We start from the raw sequence: 17,659 nt of genomic DNA, 5'->3' as shown, positions 1-17,659 counted from the left end.
TATCGTTGTTCCCGCCCTCTGCCACCACCCGAAACTTGCCTTCCAGCAACCGGCGCCCAGATAGAACTGGCTCAGTGAAAGGAAAGCCCATGGCCGGCGAGAAAGTCCATCTCACCCGGGAAAAGGAAACCCTGCTCATCACCGTCTACGGCAAGGCGCTGGAAAGCCGGAGGCCGGATTCGCTGTTGCAAGATCGCTTCGCGGATGAGGCCGTTCGCCGGATCGACTATGACTTCGCGAGGCTTAAGGTCGACGACAATCTCGCCGTCAGCCTGGCAATCCGGGCGAAGGCGCTGGACGACTGGACGTCGGCCTTCTTGGCCATGCACCCCAACGCCATCGTGCTGCATCTCGGCTGCGGGCTCGACACACGGGTGTTCCGCATCGATCCGCCGCCAGGCGTCGATTGGTTCGACGTAGACTATCCCGAGGTCATCGAGCTCAGGCGCAAGCTCTTTCCGCCGCGCGACCACACCCATTTGATCGCTTCGTCGGTTACCGAGCCCGGCTGGCTCGATGCTGTGCCGGGCAATCGGCCGGCAATGATCGTTGCGGAGGGGCTCACGCCCTATCTCGCCGCCGACGAGGGTCCAAAATTGTTTGCGCGGCTTGTGTCGCATCTGGCCGGTGGCGAGCTTGTCTGCGACGCCTACAGCGATCTCGGTCTGAAATTCGTGCGTTCCAGCCCGACGTTCCGAGCTACCGGGGCCGAGCTTCACTGGGCGATCAACGACCCGCGCGAGCTGGAGCAGGCTGCGCCTGGCCTGCGGTTGGTGGAGGAGACCTCCGCCTACAAACCCGAACATGCCGCGCGCGTGAGCTGGTTCGCGGGCCTGATCTTCCGCCTTTGGAGCCACATCCCGGCCCTTCGCAAGGTGGGTCGGTTGCTGCGGTTCCAATTTTGACGATCAGCGCGCCCTGGCGGTGGCGAGCGCGCGCGAAAAGGCTGCGGCAAAACTTTCGCGGGAAGCGGGGTCGAGGAAGGACCCGATCGACACGATCTGCCCCTGCGCCTCCACTGCCATCCTGGTGATGCCGATCTCGGCATGGCGGGCGATCGAGAAGCGGGCCCAGAATGGATTGAAGCGGTGCGCTTCCGATTTGCCCGAGGGCGCGGTCTTGCGGATGTCGAGGCTGGTGCGCGACACCGACACCTCCTCGCGGGCGCGGGCGGCGCGGTAGTTGACGCGGAAGGCGATGTAGACGGCGATCACGTCGAGCCCGAAGAAGCCGAACACCGGCCAGGCGCCGCGCGACAGGAAGAACGCGCCGGTGACCAGCCAGCCGAACGACAACGCGGCCATCAGGACGAAGAAGCCGGTGCGGCCGAGCGAGCGGTGCGGTGTCAGCAAGGCATGGAAGAAGGGTTCGTCGGCCTGGAAAGAGGCGTTTGTGTCGCTCATGGCTGGATATTATAGGAAGGGAATGGCAAGCCCCAAGACGAAAAAATCCCCGATGGCCAAAAATGCACTGCCGCCCGGCCGGCGCGACGGCTCGAACGCCAAGCCGCGGCCGCGGCCGGCACGATCACGGCCGCTCTACAGCCCGGCCGAAGTGCATGAGATCTTCCGGCGGTTTTCGGTGCAGCGGCCGGAGCCGAAGGGCGAGCTCGAGCATGTCAACGCCTTCACCTTCCTGGTCGCCGTGGTGCTTTCGGCGCAAGCGACCGATGCCGGCGTCAACAAGGCGACGCGGGCGCTGTTCAAGGTCGCCGACACGCCGCAGAAGATGCTGGCGCTGGGCGAGGCAGAGGTCGGCGACTACATCCGCACCATCGGACTCTGGCGCAACAAGGCCAAGAACGTGATCGCGCTGTCCAAGGCGCTGATCGACGAGCATGGCGGCGAAGTGCCAGACGACCGCGACCAGCTGGTCAGGCTGCCGGGGGTCGGGCGCAAGACCGCCAATGTCGTGCTCAACATGGCCTTCGGCCAGCACACGATGGCGGTCGACACGCATATATTGCGCATCGGCAACCGGTTGGGGCTGGCGCCCGGCAAGACGCCTGAGCAGGTCGAGCAGGGGCTGCTGAAGATCATTCCGGAAGAATATATGCGCCATGCGCATCACTGGTTGATCCTGCACGGCCGCTATGTCTGCAAGGCGCGCAAGCCGGACTGCCCGGCCTGCGTCATCGCCGATCTGTGCAAAGCGGCCGAGAAAACGTCCGAGATACCAGCGCCGCTGGTGCCGATCGCGCCGCTTGCGGAGAGCGTCGCCGTGGAGGCTCAGTAGCCGCGCGCCATCGCCGCGGCAAAGACCGGGATCAGCAGGAAGACAAAGGCTTCGGCGCGGACATAGGTCTTCACCGAGGCGAGCTCCGCCGCCGGCACCTGAAAGCCGGGAGTGGCGCCGGCCTGCCGGTTCCAGGAGATGAAGCGCATGGTCGGGATGATCGACAAAAGGCCGACGATGACGAAGGCCGTCATCTTTGCCCAGAACATCCAGTTGTAGATGTAGAACTCCGAGCCCTTGAGGCCATAGAAGACACGGCCGGCGCCGACGATGACGATCAGCGCGGCGATGATGCCGTAATGGCGGTCGATGCCGACAAGGCGCTTCAGCGTCGCGGCGGGCAAGTCGCCGCGGATCAGCACGAATTCGGCGCCGATGATGCCGGCCAGCGAAAACACCAGCAGATGATGGATGATGGCCAGCACGAGGTCGGTGGTATCCATGCTTTTTCCTCTGGTTGGATGACACGCGGGCTGAATCAGATTCCCGCGAAGACTAGCATCGCCGGACAGAATTCCCAGACATGGCCGGCAGCTAGCTGCCCTGGCGTGATGGGACGTTCTGGTCTGGAGGATGATCCGGACCGCCGTGGCCCTTGTTCGGTGCAGGAGGTTTGCTAGGCGCCTGCTTGACGTTCAAGGGAGGCAAGTTTCATGGGCAGTCCGAAGGCAACCGGCGTGCCGGTCATCGAAACGGCGCGGACCATCCTGCGGGCGCACCGGCTGGACGATTTCGACGCCTACGTCGCCATGTGGGCCGATCCCGCCGTCACCCGCTTCATCGGCGGCAAGCCGCGCACACGCGAGGAAAGCTGGATGCGCTTCCTGCGTCATGCCGGCCTGTGGTCGCTGCTCGGCTACGGTTTCTGGGCGATCGAGGAGAAGACGACCAGCCGTTTCATCGGCGAGGCCGGCTTTCACGATCTGAAGCGCGCCATCGAGCCCTCGATCGAGGGCGTGCCGGAAGCTGGCTGGGCGCTGGCTCCGGAAGCGCAGGGCCGGGGACTGGCCAGCGAAGTGGTACAGCGGGCTCTCGCCTGGGGCGACGTGACGTTCTCGCCGGCCAGAACAGTCTGCATCATCGATCCGGAAAACACCGCCTCGCTCAATGTCGCGGCCAAATGCGGCTACACGGAAATCCTGCGCACCACCTATCACGACAACGCGACGATCCTGCTGGAGCGGCATCCCTGAGCCGGCCCGGCCATCCTCAGCCGGCCATCCTCAGCCGGCCATGCGCAGCTTGCGCGCGAGAGCGCTGTCCGGACCGCCGTCAGCGGCAGGATGCGCGCTCGGACTCAGCAGCTTCGTCGTTGCGTTGAAGGGTTGCGGCCGGGCGATCGCATAGCCCTGGCCATAGTCGACGCCGATCGACTTCAGGGCCTCGATGATGCTCTCGCTTTCAACGAACTCGGCAATCGTGCGCTTGCCCATCACCTTGCCGATATGATGGATCATCTCGACCATGGCTCGGTCGATGCGGTCCTCCAGCATGTCCTTGACGAAGCTGCCGTCGATTTTCAGATAGTCGACGGGCAGGTGTTTCAGATAGGCGAAGGACGACATGCCGGAGCCGAAGTCGTCGAGGGCGAAGCGGCATCCCAACTCGCGCAACTGGGCAATGAAGCGCATCGCGTTGGCGAGATCGGCAATGGCGCTGGTCTCGGTGATCTCCAGGCAGACCATGTTCGGCGGAATGCCGAAGACGCCGAACTGTTCGCGCAGGAAGTCGAGGAACGTCTCGTCGCCGAAGCTCGCCCCCGAGAGATTGATGGCGCAGGTGGCGATCGGAGCGGCCGTTGGGTTGGCAAGGCGCGCGGCCAGAACGGCGAATGCGCCGCGCACGACCCAGCGGTCGATCGCCGGCATCAGCCCATAGCGCTCGGCCGCCGGGATGAAGCTGGCCGGCGAGACGATGGAGCCGTCCTCATCCGTCAGCCGCAGCAGGATTTCGATATGCGCGCCGGCTTCGGCCACGGCATCATTGAGCGGCCAGATCTCCTGGCAATGGAGCCTGAAGCGATTTTCCTCCAGGGCAGCGTGCAGGCGCTGGACCCAGGCCATCTCGGTGAAGCGTTCGCGCAGGGCAGTGTCGCTGTCGCTGTGCAGCTGAACCCGGTTGCGGCCCTTCTCCTTGGCCATGTAACAGGCGACGTCGGCGGCCTGCAGGGTCTCCTCGAGTGTGACTTCGGCATCGGTGATCTGCACCACGCCGATGCTGACAGTGATAACGAAGGGCCGTCCATTCCAGGAGAAATGCAGATCCTGCACGGTCGCCCGCAACCGTTCGGCGATATCGGCCGCGACATCGGCGCTGCAGTCGAAGAGCAGCACGCCGAACTCGTCGCCGCCGAGCCTGGCCAGGATGTCGCCCGCGCGCAGCTCGTTGCCGAGCAGGACCGAAACCTGGCGTAGCAGCTGGTCGCCGGCGGCATGGCCGCATGTATCGTTGACGAGCTTGAACTGATCGAGATCGAGATACATCAGCGCGTGCTGGCCGGGCCGGCTGTGCAAGTCCGCCGCCGTCCTTTGCAGGCGGTTCTCGAAGTCGCGGCGGTTGGCAAGCCCGGTCAGCGCGTCGTGCGATGCCTGCCATGAGAGCCGCTCGATATAGTCCTGTTCGCGCGTCATGTCGTGGACCGCGAGCACGGCGCCGACCAGCCTGCCCGCGACCGACAGCGGCGCGCCGGTCAAGGCGACGGGAACGACCGAGCCGTCGGCGCGCTTGAGCAGCCATGGTCGGGCGTTGGCGGGCTGCGGCTCGCCGGCCAGCAGGCGCTCCATCCATCGTGTCTCCTCGACGCCCGTTTCCTTGTCGATGAGCCTGAACAGCGATGCGATCGGCTTGCCCTTTTCCGCATCGAACTGGCGCGCCAGCAGACGCTCGGCAACGGCGTTCATATAGTCCAGCCGCCCGTCGGCAGTCGTGCTGATGACGGCCTGGCCGATCGAGGCGAGCGTGATCTGGGCCCGTTCGCGTTCGGCGTTGAGCGCGTTCTGAAAGGCCTGACGCTGCGCCAGCAGCTTGCGCGTGCGCCACACGGCAAGCAGGATCAGCAAGGCCGCCGTGGCGAGGTTGGCCAGCGTCAATGCCAGCTTGATGAAACGCGAACCTTCACCCAGGCTGTCGGAGAATGCCTTGGAAAGGGGGCCGATCTCATCGTTGAGCCGGTGGATCTCTGCCTTCCAGGCGCCGATCTGCGCCGCCGATGCCGGTCCTTCCTCGATCTTGCGGTGGATGGCGTTGCCAAGCTCGTCGAGCGCCAGGATCATGACGTCTGCCGCCGCCCAGCGCTGGATGGCCACATCGAGGTAGCTGACATCGCGGAAGTTGCGGAACAGCCAGATCATCCCGGTGACATCGTCGGCGTGATTTCCGCCTTGCAGGAAACCGGCGCGCGCCGCGTCGGTGTCAGGCTCGGCTTGCTCGAGCGCCAGCCGCGCCTTGTGGTCGGCCAGCGGAACGGCGATCGCGGCGCGATATTCGTTGAAGAAGTCCGTTTTGCCGGTATCGACATAGAGGCTGAGGAAATAGATGGCCTCTTTCTGTCCCTTCGACCAATGGCTTTCGCCGCCAACGTAGGCGCGAACGGCCGAAAGCGTATAGAGGCTGCCGCTGGCAACGAGAGCCTGGATCAGGACCACGAGTATGAATGGCCAGACCAGCCCGACAAGACGCGGACTGGCAAGCGCCGCTGACAGCCTCATCAAGCTTCCATGGAAATTGCCATGGCTCCCCGTGAATCCGCCGGTCCGACCGATCAGTCATGGGTCGGACGAAACCTCTCGCCCTCATGTCGCAGCTCGTCATGCGACAACAGCTCGACTAGCATGTCGGCCTTAACAGCCAATAAACTTGTCGAGTATTTTAGCTCGACACAAGGCGTCTTCTTCCGCGGCGAGCTTACGCTAGGGTATAGGATCGGATTTTAGGAAAATATTATTGCGGCTCGACTGCTTCCAATTTGCCCGAACGCCAATGTCCGGCAAGTCGCGGCCGAAGCCTGTGAACATAATTCAGATGGATTCCAGTGCTTTGCCGGCGCCGGCCGCTTTCACGCTTGCCCGTTCGAGCATCGAGGCGTCTTCGCCGAAGGCGCGGGTGGCGCGGGCGGCGGCCTCGAGCAGGGGCGTGGTCATGCGCCGCAGAAAGGCCGCGTCCACGCGCGTTCTCGGCCCGGCCAGGGTGATCGCGCCGAGAAGGGTCCGTCCGGGGCCGAAGACAGGCGCCGAGACGCCAGCCGTCTCGGGATCGCGATCGCCCACCGACAGGTGATGATAGTCTTCGCGGATGGTCTCATAGGGTTCGCCCGGCTCGCCGGAAAATGCCGCGAGCACGCGGCCGCCGGAGCCGGCCAGCAAGGGCAGCACGTCGCCCTCGCGGATCGTGTAGCGGATCGGATGCTTGGACTCGACGCGGTAGAGGCAGGTACGGACGTCGCCGGAGCGGACATAGAAGGCGACGCTTTCCCAGCTCCGCTCGGACAGGTCGCGCATGATCGGCAGCAGGACATCCATCGCCACCACCGAGCGCTGGTAGAGCGCGCCAAGCCTGAAGGTGGCCGGCCCGATGCGATAGCGCCCGTCGTCCAGGCGTTCCAGCAATTGCCCGCGCATCAGCGAGTTGGCGAGCCTCAGTATGGTGCTCTTGTAGAGGCCGGTGCGGGTCGCGATCTCGGCCAGGCCGAGCGAGCGGTCGGCGGGGGTGAATGCGTCGAGGATGGCGATGGCGCGGTCGAGCGCGGCAACGCCTTCGGCCGACGCCGGGCTGGCAGGTGTATTTTTCATCCCGATGATGATTTCATGTTGGTCGCCCCGTCCAGGCCAAGCCCGGATGAGGCGATTTTGTCGTGGCAAAATCGTTCTGTCCAGTAGAATGCCATTCCCGTTGACAGAACGCAGTCACAAATGCTTGAACTCGAAGGCGGGTCTGAATTCAGGCCACGTCTTGGCAGGCACCGGAGGAGGTGTCGTGATTTGGAGGAATCCCATGCTGAACAGACGCAGATTCTTGACGAGCACCGCGGCCGGCTTCGCGGCACTGCACTTCACGCCCGCCTTCGCGCAGGACGCGCCGCAGCTCCAGATCTTCGTGCCGGCCGCGCCCGGCGGCGGCTGGGACCAGACGGCACGCACGATCGACCAGGTGCTGCGCTCTGAAAAGCTGATCTCGGGCTCGCAGATCACCAATGTCGGCGGTGCCGGCGGCACGGTCGGCCTGCCGCAATTCGTCAACCAGTGGAATGGCAAGGCCAATTCGCTGATGGTGGCCGGCATGGTCATGGTCGGCGCCATCATCGCCAACAAGTCGGCCAACAACCTGACCGAGGTGATCCCGATCGCCCGCCTCACCGGCGAGTTCGAAGCGCTGGTGGTGCCGGCGGCGTCGCCGTTCAAGACCGCCGCCGACTTCGTCGCCGCGCTCAAGGCCGATCCGACCCAGGTTCCGGTGGCCGGAGGCTCGGCCGGCGGTTCGGACCATATTTTGTTCGGGCTGATCGCCAAGTCGGCCGGCGTGCCGGCGACCAATCTCTCCTATGTGCCGTTCGCCGGCGGTGGCGAGGCGCTGTCGGCGCTGCTCGGCAACCAGGTGGCGGCCGGCATTTCCGGCTATGGCGAGTTCTCCGAGCAGATCAAGGCGGGGGCGCTCAGGCTGCTCGCCATCTCCGCCGATAAGCGCCAGGAGGGCATCGACGCGCCGACGCTGAAGGAGGCCGGCATCGATGTCGAATTGTTCAACTGGCGTGGCGTCTTCGCCCCGCCCGGCGTGTCCGATGCCGACAAGGCGTCGCTCATCAAGCTGGTCGAGACGATGGCAAAGAGCGAGGCCTGGGCGACCGAGTGCAAGAACCGCAACTGGACGCCGATCCTGCTCACCGGCGACGACTATGCCAAGTTCGTCACCGAGGACACCGCCCGCATCGGCGCCATCCTCAAGGATCTCGGCCTCGCCTGACGCCTCCCCCGGAGCGGGGCGGCCGGCGCCGCCCCGCCTCGACGCTCGCCATGCGCATGGACATGAACTCCATAGCGGGTGAGACTGCGGTCAGGGCCGGCCGTGGGATGCCGGTCATCCAGGGAGGACATTCATGAGCACCAGCGACCAGCAGGCGCCGCCGCGCTTCGCCATACCCGAATTGTTGATCGGCGTCGGGCTCCTCGCCTGCGCCGCGGCCGTGGCCTGGCAGACGCTGGCGATCCCGGTGTCGCCGCTCTATTCCAAGGTCGGTCCCAGGGTCTTCCCCTACATCACCATGGCCGGCATGGTGGTGCTGTCGCTGCTGCTCATCGTCGCGGCGCTCCGGGGCGGCTGGCAGCCCGAGGAGGAGAAGGAGACGCCGACCGACTGGAAGTCGATGGGCTTCGTGGTTGCCGGCCTCGTCGCCAACCTTACGCTCATCCATCCGCTCGGCTTCACCGCCGCCTCGGTGATCATGTTCGTTCTGGTCTGCTACGGCTTCGGCAGCCGCCGTCCGCTGCGCGACGTGCTGCTCGGGCTGATCCTGGCGCTAGCGGCCTATTTCGGCTTCGCCAAGGCGCTCGGCGTCAACATCGGCGCCGGCTTCGTCGAGAACCAGCTGAACACGGTGATCAACGCCGTCATCGCCATGGTCAGGGGCTGACGCCATGGACACGCTCAACCAACTCGCACACGGCTTCTCGGTAGCCTTCACGCCGGCCAATCTTTTGTGGTGCCTGGTCGGCACGACGCTCGGAACGGCGATCGGCGTGCTGCCCGGCCTCGGGCCGGCGCTGACCATCGCGCTGCTTCTGCCGATCACCTACCAGGTGGCGCCGGAAGCCTCCTTCATCCTGTTCGCCGGCATCTATTACGGCGCCATGTATGGCGGCTCGACGACGTCGATCCTGCTCAACACGCCCGGCGAAAGCGCCACCATCGTCACCGCCCTGGAAGGCAACCGGATGGCGCGCTCGGGCCGCGGCGGCGCCGCGCTCGCCACCTCGGCGATCGGCTCTTTCGTCGCCGGCACCATTGGCACGCTGGGCGTCGCCTTCCTGGCCCCGCTCGTGGTCAAGTTCGCATTGGCCTTCGGCCCGGCCGAGTATTTCTCGCTGATGGTGCTCGCCTTCATCACCGTCTCGGCGGTGCTGGGCTCGTCCTCGGTGCGCGGTCTCACCAGCCTGTTCGCCGGCTTCGTCATCGGCATGATCGGCGTCGACCTGCAAACCGGGCAGCCGCGCTTCACCTTCGGCATGGGCGAACTGCTCGACGGCGTCGACGTCATCATCGTCGCGGTCGGCCTGTTCGCGGTCGGCGAGACGCTCTACATGGCCTCGCGCCGCTATGCCGGCAAGGACGAGATCGTGCCGCTCAAGGGCTCGCTCTACATGACCGCGGCCGAATGGGGACGCTCGTGGAAGGCATGGCTGCGCGGCGCCCTGATCGGCTTCCCGATCGGCGCCATGCCGGCCGGCGGCGCCGAGATCCCGACCTTCCTCTCCTATGCGATCGAGAAGAAGCTGTCGAAGCACAAGGAGGAGTTCGGCACGGTCGGCGCCATCGAGGGCGTGGCCGGCCCGGAAGCCGCCAACAACGCCTCCGCCGCCGGCGTGCTGGTGCCGATGCTCACGCTTGGACTGCCGACCTCAGCCACCGCCGCGATCATGCTGTCGGCCTTCCAAAGCTACGGCATCAACCCGGGGCCGCTGCTCTTGACGACACAGGCCAATCTCGTCTGGGGCCTGATCGCCAGCCTGTTCATCGCCAACGTCATCCTCGTCATCCTCAACCTGCCGCTGATCGGCCTGTGGGTGCGGCTCTTGAAGATCCCGGCGCCGCAGCTTTATGCCGGCATCCTGGTGTTCGCCACCGTCGGCACCTATGGCATCTCGCAGTCGCCGGTCGATCTCGTCATCCTCTATCTTCTGGGGGCGGCCGGCTTCCTGATGCGGCGCTTCGATTTCCCGACCGCGCCGGTCGTCATCGGCATGATCCTCGGGCCTTTGGCCGAGACGCAGTTCCGCCGCGCGATGACGATCGCCAACGGCGACTGGACGGTATTCTACCGGCATCCGCTGTCGCTGACGCTGCTGACGCTCGCCTTCATCGGTCTCGTCGGGCCGCATATCTGGGCCTGGATCGAGCACCGGCGCAGGCGCGGACCGGAGCACGTGCCCGGCGATGCCTGATCGATCTGGAGCATCATGACCGACCTGCTTTCCGGCATCCGCGTCCTCGATCTGACCAATGTGCTGGCCGGCCCTTATTGCGCCTACCAGCTGGCGCTGCTCGGCGCCGACGTGATCAAGGTCGAGGCGCCGAATGGCGGGGATCTGGCGCGTCAGCTCGGCGCTTCGGCAACGCTCAACCAGGCCGGCATGGGCGCCTCTTTCCTGGCGCAGAACGCCGGCAAACGATCGGTCGTGCTCGATCTCAAGCAGGAGGCCGATCGCGACCGCTTCCTCGACCTGGTCGCGTCCGCCGACGCGCTGGTGGAAAACTTCCGGCCGGGCGTCATGGACAGGCTTGGGCTCGGCTATGCCAGCTTGAAGGCGGTCCGCCCGGGTCTCGTCTACTGCGCCATATCGGGCTTCGGCCAGAGCGGGCCGATGCGCGACAATCCGGCCTATGACCAGATCATCCAGGGCCTGTCGGGCATCATGAGCATCACCGGCACGCCGGAAACGGCGCCGCTGCGTGTCGGCTATCCGGTCGCCGACACCCTCGGCGGGCTGGTCGGCGCCTTCGCCATTGCTGCGGCCCTGGTCAAGCAGAAGACGAGCGGCGAGGGGGCATTCCTCGACGTGTCGATGTTAGAATGCACGCTTTCGGCGCTCGGCTGGCCGGTGTCCAACTATCTGACCGCCGGCGTCGAGCCGCGGCCGATGGGCAATGAGAACATGACGGCCGCACCGTCGGGCGCGTTCCGCACCGGCGAGGGGCTGCTCAACATCGCCGCCAACAAGCAGGAGCAGTTCGTCACGCTTTCCCAACTGATCAGACGGCCCGAACTGGCATCGGATCCGCGCTTTGCCGAGCGCGAGGCGCGCAAGCAGAACCGCGCCGCGCTGAAGGCGCTGATCGAGGATGCGCTGGCGGGCGCCTCGGCCGCCGCCTGGGAGGAAAAGCTCAACCGCGCCGGCGTGCCGGCCGGGCGGGTGCTGACGATCCCGCAGGTGCTCGACGAGCGCCAGGTGACCGAGCGCGGCATGACGACCCGCTTCGAAGGCGTGCCCGGCATGGACCGGCCGCTGACGGTGGTGCGCGGCGGCTTCATGGTCGACGGCGCGGCACCGCTGCCGGCCGGGCCGCCGCCGGCGCTGGGCGAGCATATGGACGAGGTGTTTGCGACGCTGCCGGCGCGCGACAAGACAAGAGCGCCGGCATGAGCGAGGACAAAAAGACCGGCCGCGCGCGCGGCGAGGATTGGTGGCGGACCGGCATCATCGAGATGAGCCCCGGCGTGATCCGGCTGCGCGGCTACGAGATCCAGGACCTTATCGGTCGCGTCAGCTTTCCAGCCATGATCTGGCTGATGCTGCGCGGCGAATTGCCCAGCGAGGACCAGGCGGCGCTGCTTGGCATCGCGCTGGGCGCCGCCGTCGACCACGGGCCGCAGGCGCCGTCGATCGCCATCGCCCGCATGGCGGCGACCTGCGGCGTCGGCATCAACAATGCGATGGCTTCGGCCATCAACGTGCTGGGCGACGTGCATGGCGGCGCCGGCGAGCAGGCGCTTTCCTTCTACGGCGACATCGCCGCGGCGATAGACCAGGGCACGACGCTGGCCGATGCGGTGGCGGCGCGGCTCGATCGTTTCTTCGCCGAGGACAGGGGCTATGTGCCGGGTCTCGGCCATCGCTTCCATCCGGTTGATCCGCGTGCGCCGCGGCTCATCGAACTGACCCGCGATTTCGCGGCGCGCGGCGTGGTCGGCGGCCGCTTCGCCGACATCGCAGAGGCCATCGAGGCCGAGGTGGCGCGGCGCAAGGGCAAGCGCATCCCGCTCAACATCGACGGCGCGACGGCGGTGATCTATGGCGAGCTCGGCTTCCCGCCACCGCTGACGCGCGGCCTTTTCGTGCTGTCGCGCTCGGTCGGCGTCCTGGCGCATGCCTGGGAGCAGTCGCAGGAAACCGAGCGCAACAAGGGGCCGCTGCCGCGGGAATGGCTGTGGGCCTATACGGGTACTCCGGCACGACCGTTTCCCGGGCGCGAGGATGAGAGCAGCTGATCTCAAATCGCGTCGGGAGGCTCGGTCTGGGGGACAGTCAAATCCCTCAGCAACGTCGACAGATCCGGCTCGTCGATAAGCAGCGCCGCATCGGCCGGGGCAAGCCATGCCCGCTGCCGCGTGCCCGCTTCCATCCAGCGGGGCAGCTCCTCCGTCACGTTCAGCAGGTAGACGACGACGTCGACGCGGACGAAGCGGCTTGCCAGGCGTTTCCAGTAGGAATAGGTGCCGGCCGGCTGTTTCAGGATGTCGCCGAGGACGCCGGCTTCTTCCCGCGCTTCGATCATGGCCGCCTTGCGCCCGCTCTTGCCCTTCATCGGCCAGCCTTTTGGCACGATGAAGCGCCTGGTCGTGCGCGACGTCACCAGCATCACCTCGATGTTGCCGCCGGCGTCCAGCCGAAAGGGGATGGCCGCCACCTGGCGGATCCGTTCCCCCTTCTTTGCCTTGCGTACCGCTGTCTTCTTGGTCGCTGCCATTCCCAGAATCCGGCCGGATCGCGCCCCTGCCCAGAAGGGAGGGCGCCATGCCGCAAAACCCCAAAACCGCCGGCAACGCAACGTGCATTTTCCAGCAGGTAAGTCGGCTAAATAAATCGAAAATGCCGGCTTGTCAGCGGCACGACGTCAAAATTGCATTGCCCAGCACCTGGCAGCCCGGCTTGACAACCGGCACCTGCGGACGAGGCTGCGGCACAATCTGGCGGTCCAGCTCGCGATTTAGCTGCTGCTGTTGCTGGAACTGCTGCCGCAGCATCCTGTTCTGCAGCTGCAGCAGTTCGTTCTGCTGGACCAGCACATTGCGATTTGTTGGGACAATCACCTGCGCCAAGGCATGGGGAGCCACCGCCGGCACGATCGCCGTCGCCAGCATTGCCGACATCAGAACCGTCGTTGGACGAAGCTGCGGCATCGGTCCGCTCCCGCGTTAAAATCTACCATCCATATAGGGCATTTGACAGGCGGTGCCATGGTCGATGGGCGGCCACGCCGAATTGATTGGTTCATCCGCCACGAATCTGCCCACCAACCTGGCATTGCCCTTGATGGCGGAGCTGTCGGCGGACTGAGTGCCTTCTTTGGCCGACCGGGACGATCGGCAGTGCCGATCGCCCTTGGGATCGGGACGATCGGCAGTGCCGATCGCCCGTATCAGTCCACCTCGCGCAGGCGGTAGCCGACGCCGGTCTCGGTGGTGATGTAGCGCGGCTGATCGGGGGTCTTCTCGATCTTTTGCCGGAGCTGGCGGACGTAGACCCTGAGATATTGCACGTCGGTGGAGTCGCCCCAGACCTGCTTCAGCAGGAAATGATGGGTGAGCACCTTGCCGGCGTGCTGCACCAGGATGCGCAAGATGTCGTATTCCTTGGGCGAGAGTTTCACCTCCTTGCCCTCGACCGTGACGATGCGCTTGACCAGGTCGACGGTCAGGTCGCCGGTGTGGAACACCGGCTTCTCGCCCTGCTGCTGGAACTTGTGGCGCAGCGCCACGCGGATGCGGGCGACGAGCTCGTTCATGCCGAACGGCTTGGTAACGTAGTCGTCGGCGCCGAGCTCCAGTGCCGAGACGATGCCGGCCTCGTCGGTGCGGCTGGAGAGGATGACGACGGGAATGTCGAGACCCTCGCCCCGCCATTTGCCGAGCAATTCATGACCGGTCATGCCGGGCAGGCCGAGATCGAGCAGGATCAGGTCCGGCTTCTCCGTCGCCACCAGCTCGATGGCTGCCTTCGCGTTGGGTGCTTCGGAGACCGCATAGCCCTGGCTGCCCAGACCGACGCGCAGCAATTTGCGGATCGGCGGCTCGTCGTCGACGACCAGTATGGTGACGTTCTGATTGGTCATGCCGGATCACTGTTGGTCTGATCGTCCGTACTGGCGCGGCGCATGCCGGGCACATCGGCCGGCACCGGCATGCGGATGGTGAAGATCGCGCCGGCGCGGTCGGTGCGGTTTGCCGCGGTGATCGTGCCGCCCATCGCCTCGATGAAGCCGCGACTGATCGACAGGCCGAGCCCGGTGCCGGCGCGCACCTGGTCGCGCTTGCGCACCCGGTAGAAGGTGTCGAAGATCCGCTCCAGATCATCGGGCGGAATGCCCGGTCCCTCGTCCATGATCTGCAGGATGACGCAGCCGTTGTCGACCCAGCCCTGCAGCCGGATGGTGGAGCCGGGCGGGGCATATTTCGCGGCATTGTCGAGGAGATTGAACAGCGCCTGCTCGAACAGCACCGGATCGAGCCTGAGCATCGGCAAGTCGGCGGGGATGTCGATCTCGGTCTTGTGCTCCTCGGTGATCTTGCGTGCGCGAAGCAGGGCCGAGCCGACAATGTCACCGACAAAATGGAAGGCGTGGTTCGGCTCCATCGCGCCGGATTCGATCTTGGTCATGTCGAGCAGGTTGGCGATGAAGCGGTTCAGCCGCTCCGATTCGTCGAGCACGGTCGACAACAGCTCGGCACGGTCCGTTTCGGGCAGCGCAGCCGCGAATTCCCTCAGCGTGCCGGCCGCGCCCATGATGGCGGCGAGCGGGGTCTTCAGGTCATGCGAAATCGAGGTGAGCAGCGCCGAGCGCAAGCGGTCGGCCTCGGCGGCGAGCTTGGCACGGTCGACGTCGGCGGCGAGCTGGATGCGCTCGATGGCGACCGCCGCCTGGTCGGCAAGCGCATCGAGCAGGCGTTGCTGCTCGGGCGTCAGCAGCGGTCCCTGCCTGTCGTCGTCGAGGCCGACGACGCCGATCGCGGTGCGGCCAGTTCTCAGAGGAAGGTAGAGGCGTTTCGCGCCGGGCAGCGTGTCGGCGCCGCGGCCGGCGGCGCGGTTATGCTCCCAGGCCCAGCGGGCGGCCGCGATGTCGGCCTCGGCCAGCGTGTCGTCGGGAGGATAGCCGGCCTTGACGGTGATCGTGCCGTTCTCGGGCAGAAGCAGGACGACGCGCAGCTTCAGCATCAGCGCGATCTGGAAGGCGGTCGCCCACAACACGTCGTCCAGCGTGCCGGCGCCGGCGAGCTTCCTTGAAAACTGATAGAGGTCCTCCGTGGCGCGCGCCCGCGAGCGGGCGGCGATCGCCTGGCGCTGCACGCGCGCGGTCAGGTTGCTGGCGATGACGGCGACGACGAGGAAGATGGCAAGCGCGACAATGCTCTCGGGATCCCGGATCGTCAGCGTGTAGCGCGGTTCGAGGAAAAAGAAGTTGAACGCCAGGGCACTGACCAGGCAGGCATACAAGGCCGGCCAGATGCCGCCGGTCACGGCCGAGGCCAGCACCGCCACGAGAAAGACGATGGCGAGATTGCGGACGTCGAGAAACTGGTCGAGGGCCGCGCCGAAGGCGAGCGAGCCGGCGACATAGGCCGTGGCAAACAGATAGGGCCAGATCTCGAAGGGCTTCTGCTCGGCTGCCGTGCCGACAGTCTTCGGCACCGCCTCGCTGGCCTGCTCCGTTCCCGAAATGACATGGACGCTGATGTCGCCAGCATCGCGGATGAGATCGTAGGTGAGCGAGCCCTCGATCAATTCCCGCCAGCGCGAGCGGGTCGGCCTGCCGATGACGATATGGGTGAAGTTGTTCGCCTTGGCATGGCGAACGATGTCCTGCGCGACGTACTGGCCCGGAATGGTGGTGACCTCGGCGCCGAGCTGCTCGGCGAGGCGCAGGTTCGCCGCAAGCCGGTCCTTATGGTCTTCGCTCATGCCGGCCGAGCGTGGCGTGTCGACATGCAGCGCCGTCCAGGGGGCGCGAAGCCGGTCGGCCAGTCGGCGCGCATAGCGGATGCGGGCAGCGCCGCCCGGGCGCGCATCGACGCAGACGAGCACCCTTTCGCCCGCCGCCCACGGCCCGGGAATGGCGTGCAACTGCATGTGGTTCAGCAATTGCTCGTCGACGCGCTGGGCGGTGCGGCGCAGCGCCAGCTCGCGCAGCGCCGTCAGATTGCCCGGCGAGAAATAGTTCTCGATGGCGCGCTGGGCGGTGTTGGGGAAATAGACCTTGCCTTCCTCCAGCCGCTTGATCAGGTCGTCCGGCGTGAGATCGATGATCTCGATGTCGTCGGCCTGGTCGATAACGGAATCGGGGACCGTCTCGCGCACCCTGACGCGGGTGATCTGCGCCACGACATCGTTCAGGCTTTCGACATGCTGGATGTTGAGCGTGGTGTAGACGTCGATGCCGTGCGTCAGGATCTCCTGGACGTCGAGATAGCGCTTGGGATGGCGGCTGCCGGGAGCGTTGGTGTGGGCGAGCTCGTCGACGAGTACCAGGGCCGGGCGGCGGACAAGGATGGCGTCGAGGTCCATCTCGTCGAGGACACGCCCCTTGTAGTCGACCTGGCGGCGCGGGATCAGCTCATAGCCTTCGACCAGCGCCTGGGTCTCCTTGCGGCCGTGCGTCTCGACGATGCCGATCACCACGTCAATGCCGTCGGCCAGCCGGGCGCGGCCGGCCATCAGCATCTCATAGGTCTTGCCGACGCCGGGCGCGGCGCCGAGGAAAATCCGCAGGCGGCCGCGCTCCTCCCGTTCAGCGTGCTCGAGCAGCGCGTCGGGAGAGGGTCTGGTTTCGTTGCTTCTGTCGTCCGGCATCTGATCCTAGATCTGGCACCAATCCTAAACATGGATGGCGCCGGGTACGCTGTCGATCCCCGGCGCCGCCATTCACGGTTTCGTGGCGTCGTCCAGCGCGAGGTTGAGCGCCAGCACGTTGACGACCGGCTCGCCGAGGACGCCGAGCTCGCGGTCCTCGATATGGCTTTCGACAAGCGCCTTGACCTTGGCTTCGCTGATGTCCCTTGCCTTGGCGACGCGGGCAATCTGGAAATAGGCGGCCTCGGGGCTGACGTGCGGATCGAGGCCGCTGCCCGAGGTCGTCACCAGATCCATCGGCACCGGCTGGCCCGGATTTTCCGCCTTCAGCTTGTCGGCATCGCCCTTGATGCGGTCGACCAGCTTGGGGTTGGTCGGGCCGAGGTTGGAGCCGCCGGAGGCGGTGGCGTTGTAGCCGTCGCCGGCGGCGGAGGGGCGGCCGTGGAAATAGCGGTCGCTGGCAAAGGCCTGGCCGATCAGTTCGGAGCCGATGACCTTGCCGTCCTTCTCGACCAGGCTGCCATTGGCCTGGCGCGGAAACAGCGCCTGGGCGATCCCGGTCATGCCGATCGGGTAGACCAGGCCGGTGAGGATGGTGAAGAAGACGATCATGACTATCGCGGGTCTGATTTGCTTGAGCATGGAGATGGTCC

Annotated in this window: 17 protein-coding genes; 8 read left to right on the top strand and 9 right to left on the bottom strand. The window is 65.9% G+C overall.

The features are described from left to right. Positions 1 to 89: 89 nt before the first annotated feature. Positions 90 to 905 (top strand): class I SAM-dependent methyltransferase, encoded by an 816-nt coding sequence (locus PU724_RS03545; RefSeq protein WP_354419716.1) that lies wholly within the window; start codon positions 90 to 92, stop codon positions 903 to 905. 3 nt (positions 906 to 908) lie between these two features. On the opposite strand, the gene PU724_RS03540 is transcribed toward PU724_RS03545, so the two are convergent. After that, positions 909 to 1,403, bottom strand: a complete 495-nt coding sequence (locus tag PU724_RS03540) for a DUF2244 domain-containing protein (RefSeq protein ID WP_354419715.1) — start codon at positions 1,401 to 1,403, stop codon at positions 909 to 911. A gap of 22 nt (positions 1,404 to 1,425) precedes the next feature. Between PU724_RS03540 and nth the strand changes: the two genes are divergently transcribed. Further along, positions 1,426 to 2,235, top strand: a complete 810-nt coding sequence (nth, locus tag PU724_RS03535) for an endonuclease III (protein ID WP_354419713.1) — start codon at positions 1,426 to 1,428, stop codon at positions 2,233 to 2,235. Here the strand turns inward: nth and PU724_RS03530 are convergent. Next, positions 2,229 to 2,678, bottom strand: a complete 450-nt coding sequence (locus tag PU724_RS03530; protein WP_354419711.1) for a DUF2214 family protein — start codon at positions 2,676 to 2,678, stop codon at positions 2,229 to 2,231. The two genes, nth and PU724_RS03530, sit on opposite strands and share 7 nt — an antisense overlap. Positions 2,679 to 2,888: 210 nt before the next feature. On the opposite strand from PU724_RS03530, the gene PU724_RS03525 reads away from it, so the two are divergent. Further along, positions 2,889 to 3,428 carry a GNAT family N-acetyltransferase gene (locus PU724_RS03525; RefSeq protein ID WP_320255859.1) on the top strand — a complete coding sequence of 180 codons (540 nt, stop codon included), beginning with the start codon at positions 2,889 to 2,891 and terminating at the stop codon, positions 3,426 to 3,428. Positions 3,429 to 3,458: 30 nt separating this feature from the next. Here the strand turns inward: PU724_RS03525 and PU724_RS03520 are convergent, their stop codons facing one another. Both PU724_RS03520 and PU724_RS03515 read right to left on the bottom strand, forming a co-directional pair. Then, a complete protein-coding gene (locus PU724_RS03520; RefSeq protein ID WP_354419709.1) occupies positions 3,459 to 5,942 on the bottom strand; it encodes an EAL domain-containing protein in 2,484 nt (827 codons plus the stop codon). 309 nt (positions 5,943 to 6,251) lie between these two features. Beyond that, entirely contained in the window at positions 6,252 to 7,022 is a 771-nt protein-coding gene (locus PU724_RS03515; RefSeq protein ID WP_354419708.1) for an IclR family transcriptional regulator, read from the bottom strand. 202 nt (positions 7,023 to 7,224) lie between these two features. On the opposite strand from PU724_RS03515, the gene PU724_RS03510 reads away from it, so the two are divergent. The 5 genes from PU724_RS03510 (at position 7,225) to PU724_RS03490 (ending at position 12,430) form a co-directional block, all read left to right on the top strand. Continuing rightward, a complete protein-coding gene (locus tag PU724_RS03510) occupies positions 7,225 to 8,190 on the top strand; it encodes a Bug family tripartite tricarboxylate transporter substrate binding protein (RefSeq protein ID WP_128275121.1) in 966 nt (321 codons plus the stop codon). Between the two features lie 133 nt (positions 8,191 to 8,323). Further along, positions 8,324 to 8,857, top strand: coding sequence for a tripartite tricarboxylate transporter TctB family protein (locus PU724_RS03505; RefSeq protein ID WP_354419706.1), 534 nt, complete (start codon positions 8,324 to 8,326; stop codon positions 8,855 to 8,857). Between the two features lie 4 nt (positions 8,858 to 8,861). Further along, positions 8,862 to 10,385 carry a tripartite tricarboxylate transporter permease gene (locus PU724_RS03500; protein WP_354419704.1) on the top strand — a complete coding sequence of 508 codons (1,524 nt, stop codon included), beginning with the start codon at positions 8,862 to 8,864 and terminating at the stop codon, positions 10,383 to 10,385. A gap of 15 nt (positions 10,386 to 10,400) precedes the next feature. Next, positions 10,401 to 11,585, top strand: a complete 1,185-nt coding sequence (locus PU724_RS03495) for a CaiB/BaiF CoA transferase family protein (protein WP_354419702.1) — start codon at positions 10,401 to 10,403, stop codon at positions 11,583 to 11,585. Beyond that, positions 11,582 to 12,430, top strand: coding sequence for a citryl-CoA lyase (locus PU724_RS03490; RefSeq protein WP_354419700.1), 849 nt, complete (start codon positions 11,582 to 11,584; stop codon positions 12,428 to 12,430). The genes PU724_RS03495 and PU724_RS03490 overlap by 4 nt, the downstream gene beginning before the upstream one ends. 2 nt (positions 12,431 to 12,432) lie before the next feature. On the opposite strand, the gene PU724_RS03485 is transcribed toward PU724_RS03490, so the two are convergent. The 5 genes from PU724_RS03485 to kdpC all read right to left on the bottom strand — a co-directional run bounded on the left by PU724_RS03485 (position 12,433) and on the right by kdpC (position 17,648). Next, positions 12,433 to 12,909, bottom strand: coding sequence for an NUDIX hydrolase (locus PU724_RS03485; protein WP_354419699.1), 477 nt, complete (start codon positions 12,907 to 12,909; stop codon positions 12,433 to 12,435). 133 nt (positions 12,910 to 13,042) lie between these two features. After that, positions 13,043 to 13,342, bottom strand: a complete 300-nt coding sequence (locus PU724_RS03480) for a hypothetical protein (RefSeq protein ID WP_354419697.1) — start codon at positions 13,340 to 13,342, stop codon at positions 13,043 to 13,045. A gap of 239 nt (positions 13,343 to 13,581) precedes the next feature. After that, positions 13,582 to 14,274, bottom strand: coding sequence for a response regulator transcription factor (locus PU724_RS03475; RefSeq protein ID WP_127287136.1), 693 nt, complete (start codon positions 14,272 to 14,274; stop codon positions 13,582 to 13,584). After that, the gene (locus PU724_RS03470) at positions 14,271 to 17,006 is read right to left on the bottom strand and encodes a DUF4118 domain-containing protein (RefSeq protein WP_354419695.1); all 2,736 of its coding nucleotides are present in this window, start codon (positions 17,004 to 17,006) and stop codon (positions 14,271 to 14,273) included. The genes PU724_RS03475 and PU724_RS03470 overlap by 4 nt, the downstream gene beginning before the upstream one ends. A 72-nt stretch (positions 17,007 to 17,078) precedes the next feature. Beyond that, positions 17,079 to 17,648, bottom strand: coding sequence for a potassium-transporting ATPase subunit KdpC (gene kdpC / locus PU724_RS03465; protein WP_354419693.1), 570 nt, complete (start codon positions 17,646 to 17,648; stop codon positions 17,079 to 17,081). Positions 17,649 to 17,659: the final 11 nt, after the last annotated feature.

This window comes from Mesorhizobium abyssinicae (assembly GCF_049887195.1).
GTDB classification, from domain to species: domain Bacteria; phylum Pseudomonadota; class Alphaproteobacteria; order Rhizobiales; family Rhizobiaceae; genus Mesorhizobium; species Mesorhizobium abyssinicae.
Note: the sequence above shows the minus strand (reverse complement) of the source record. Positions and strands in the feature narration are given on the sequence as shown.

Bases quoted from the DNA above. Each gene is read 5' to 3' on its own strand.
- PU724_RS03545 (WP_354419716.1), top strand. From the start codon at position 90: ATGGCCGGCGAGAAAGTCCATCTCACCCGGGAAAAGGAAACCCTGCTC.
- PU724_RS03540 (WP_354419715.1), bottom strand. From the start codon at position 1,403: ATGAGCGACACAAACGCCTCTTTCCAGGCCGACGAACCCTTCTTCCAT.
- nth (WP_354419713.1), top strand. From the start codon at position 1,426: ATGGCAAGCCCCAAGACGAAAAAATCCCCGATGGCCAAAAATGCACTG.
- PU724_RS03530 (WP_354419711.1), bottom strand. From the start codon at position 2,678: ATGGATACCACCGACCTCGTGCTGGCCATCATCCATCATCTGCTGGTG.
- PU724_RS03525 (WP_320255859.1), top strand. From the start codon at position 2,889: ATGGGCAGTCCGAAGGCAACCGGCGTGCCGGTCATCGAAACGGCGCGG.
- PU724_RS03520 (WP_354419709.1), bottom strand. From the start codon at position 5,942: ATGAGGCTGTCAGCGGCGCTTGCCAGTCCGCGTCTTGTCGGGCTGGTC.
- PU724_RS03515 (WP_354419708.1), bottom strand. From the start codon at position 7,022: ATGAAAAATACACCTGCCAGCCCGGCGTCGGCCGAAGGCGTTGCCGCG.
- PU724_RS03510 (WP_128275121.1), top strand. From the start codon at position 7,225: ATGCTGAACAGACGCAGATTCTTGACGAGCACCGCGGCCGGCTTCGCG.
- PU724_RS03505 (WP_354419706.1), top strand. From the start codon at position 8,324: ATGAGCACCAGCGACCAGCAGGCGCCGCCGCGCTTCGCCATACCCGAA.
- PU724_RS03500 (WP_354419704.1), top strand. From the start codon at position 8,862: ATGGACACGCTCAACCAACTCGCACACGGCTTCTCGGTAGCCTTCACG.
- PU724_RS03495 (WP_354419702.1), top strand. From the start codon at position 10,401: ATGACCGACCTGCTTTCCGGCATCCGCGTCCTCGATCTGACCAATGTG.
- PU724_RS03490 (WP_354419700.1), top strand. From the start codon at position 11,582: ATGAGCGAGGACAAAAAGACCGGCCGCGCGCGCGGCGAGGATTGGTGG.
- PU724_RS03485 (WP_354419699.1), bottom strand. From the start codon at position 12,909: ATGGCAGCGACCAAGAAGACAGCGGTACGCAAGGCAAAGAAGGGGGAA.
- PU724_RS03480 (WP_354419697.1), bottom strand. From the start codon at position 13,342: ATGCCGCAGCTTCGTCCAACGACGGTTCTGATGTCGGCAATGCTGGCG.
- PU724_RS03475 (WP_127287136.1), bottom strand. From the start codon at position 14,274: ATGACCAATCAGAACGTCACCATACTGGTCGTCGACGACGAGCCGCCG.
- PU724_RS03470 (WP_354419695.1), bottom strand. From the start codon at position 17,006: ATGCCGGACGACAGAAGCAACGAAACCAGACCCTCTCCCGACGCGCTG.
- kdpC (WP_354419693.1), bottom strand. From the start codon at position 17,648: ATGCTCAAGCAAATCAGACCCGCGATAGTCATGATCGTCTTCTTCACC.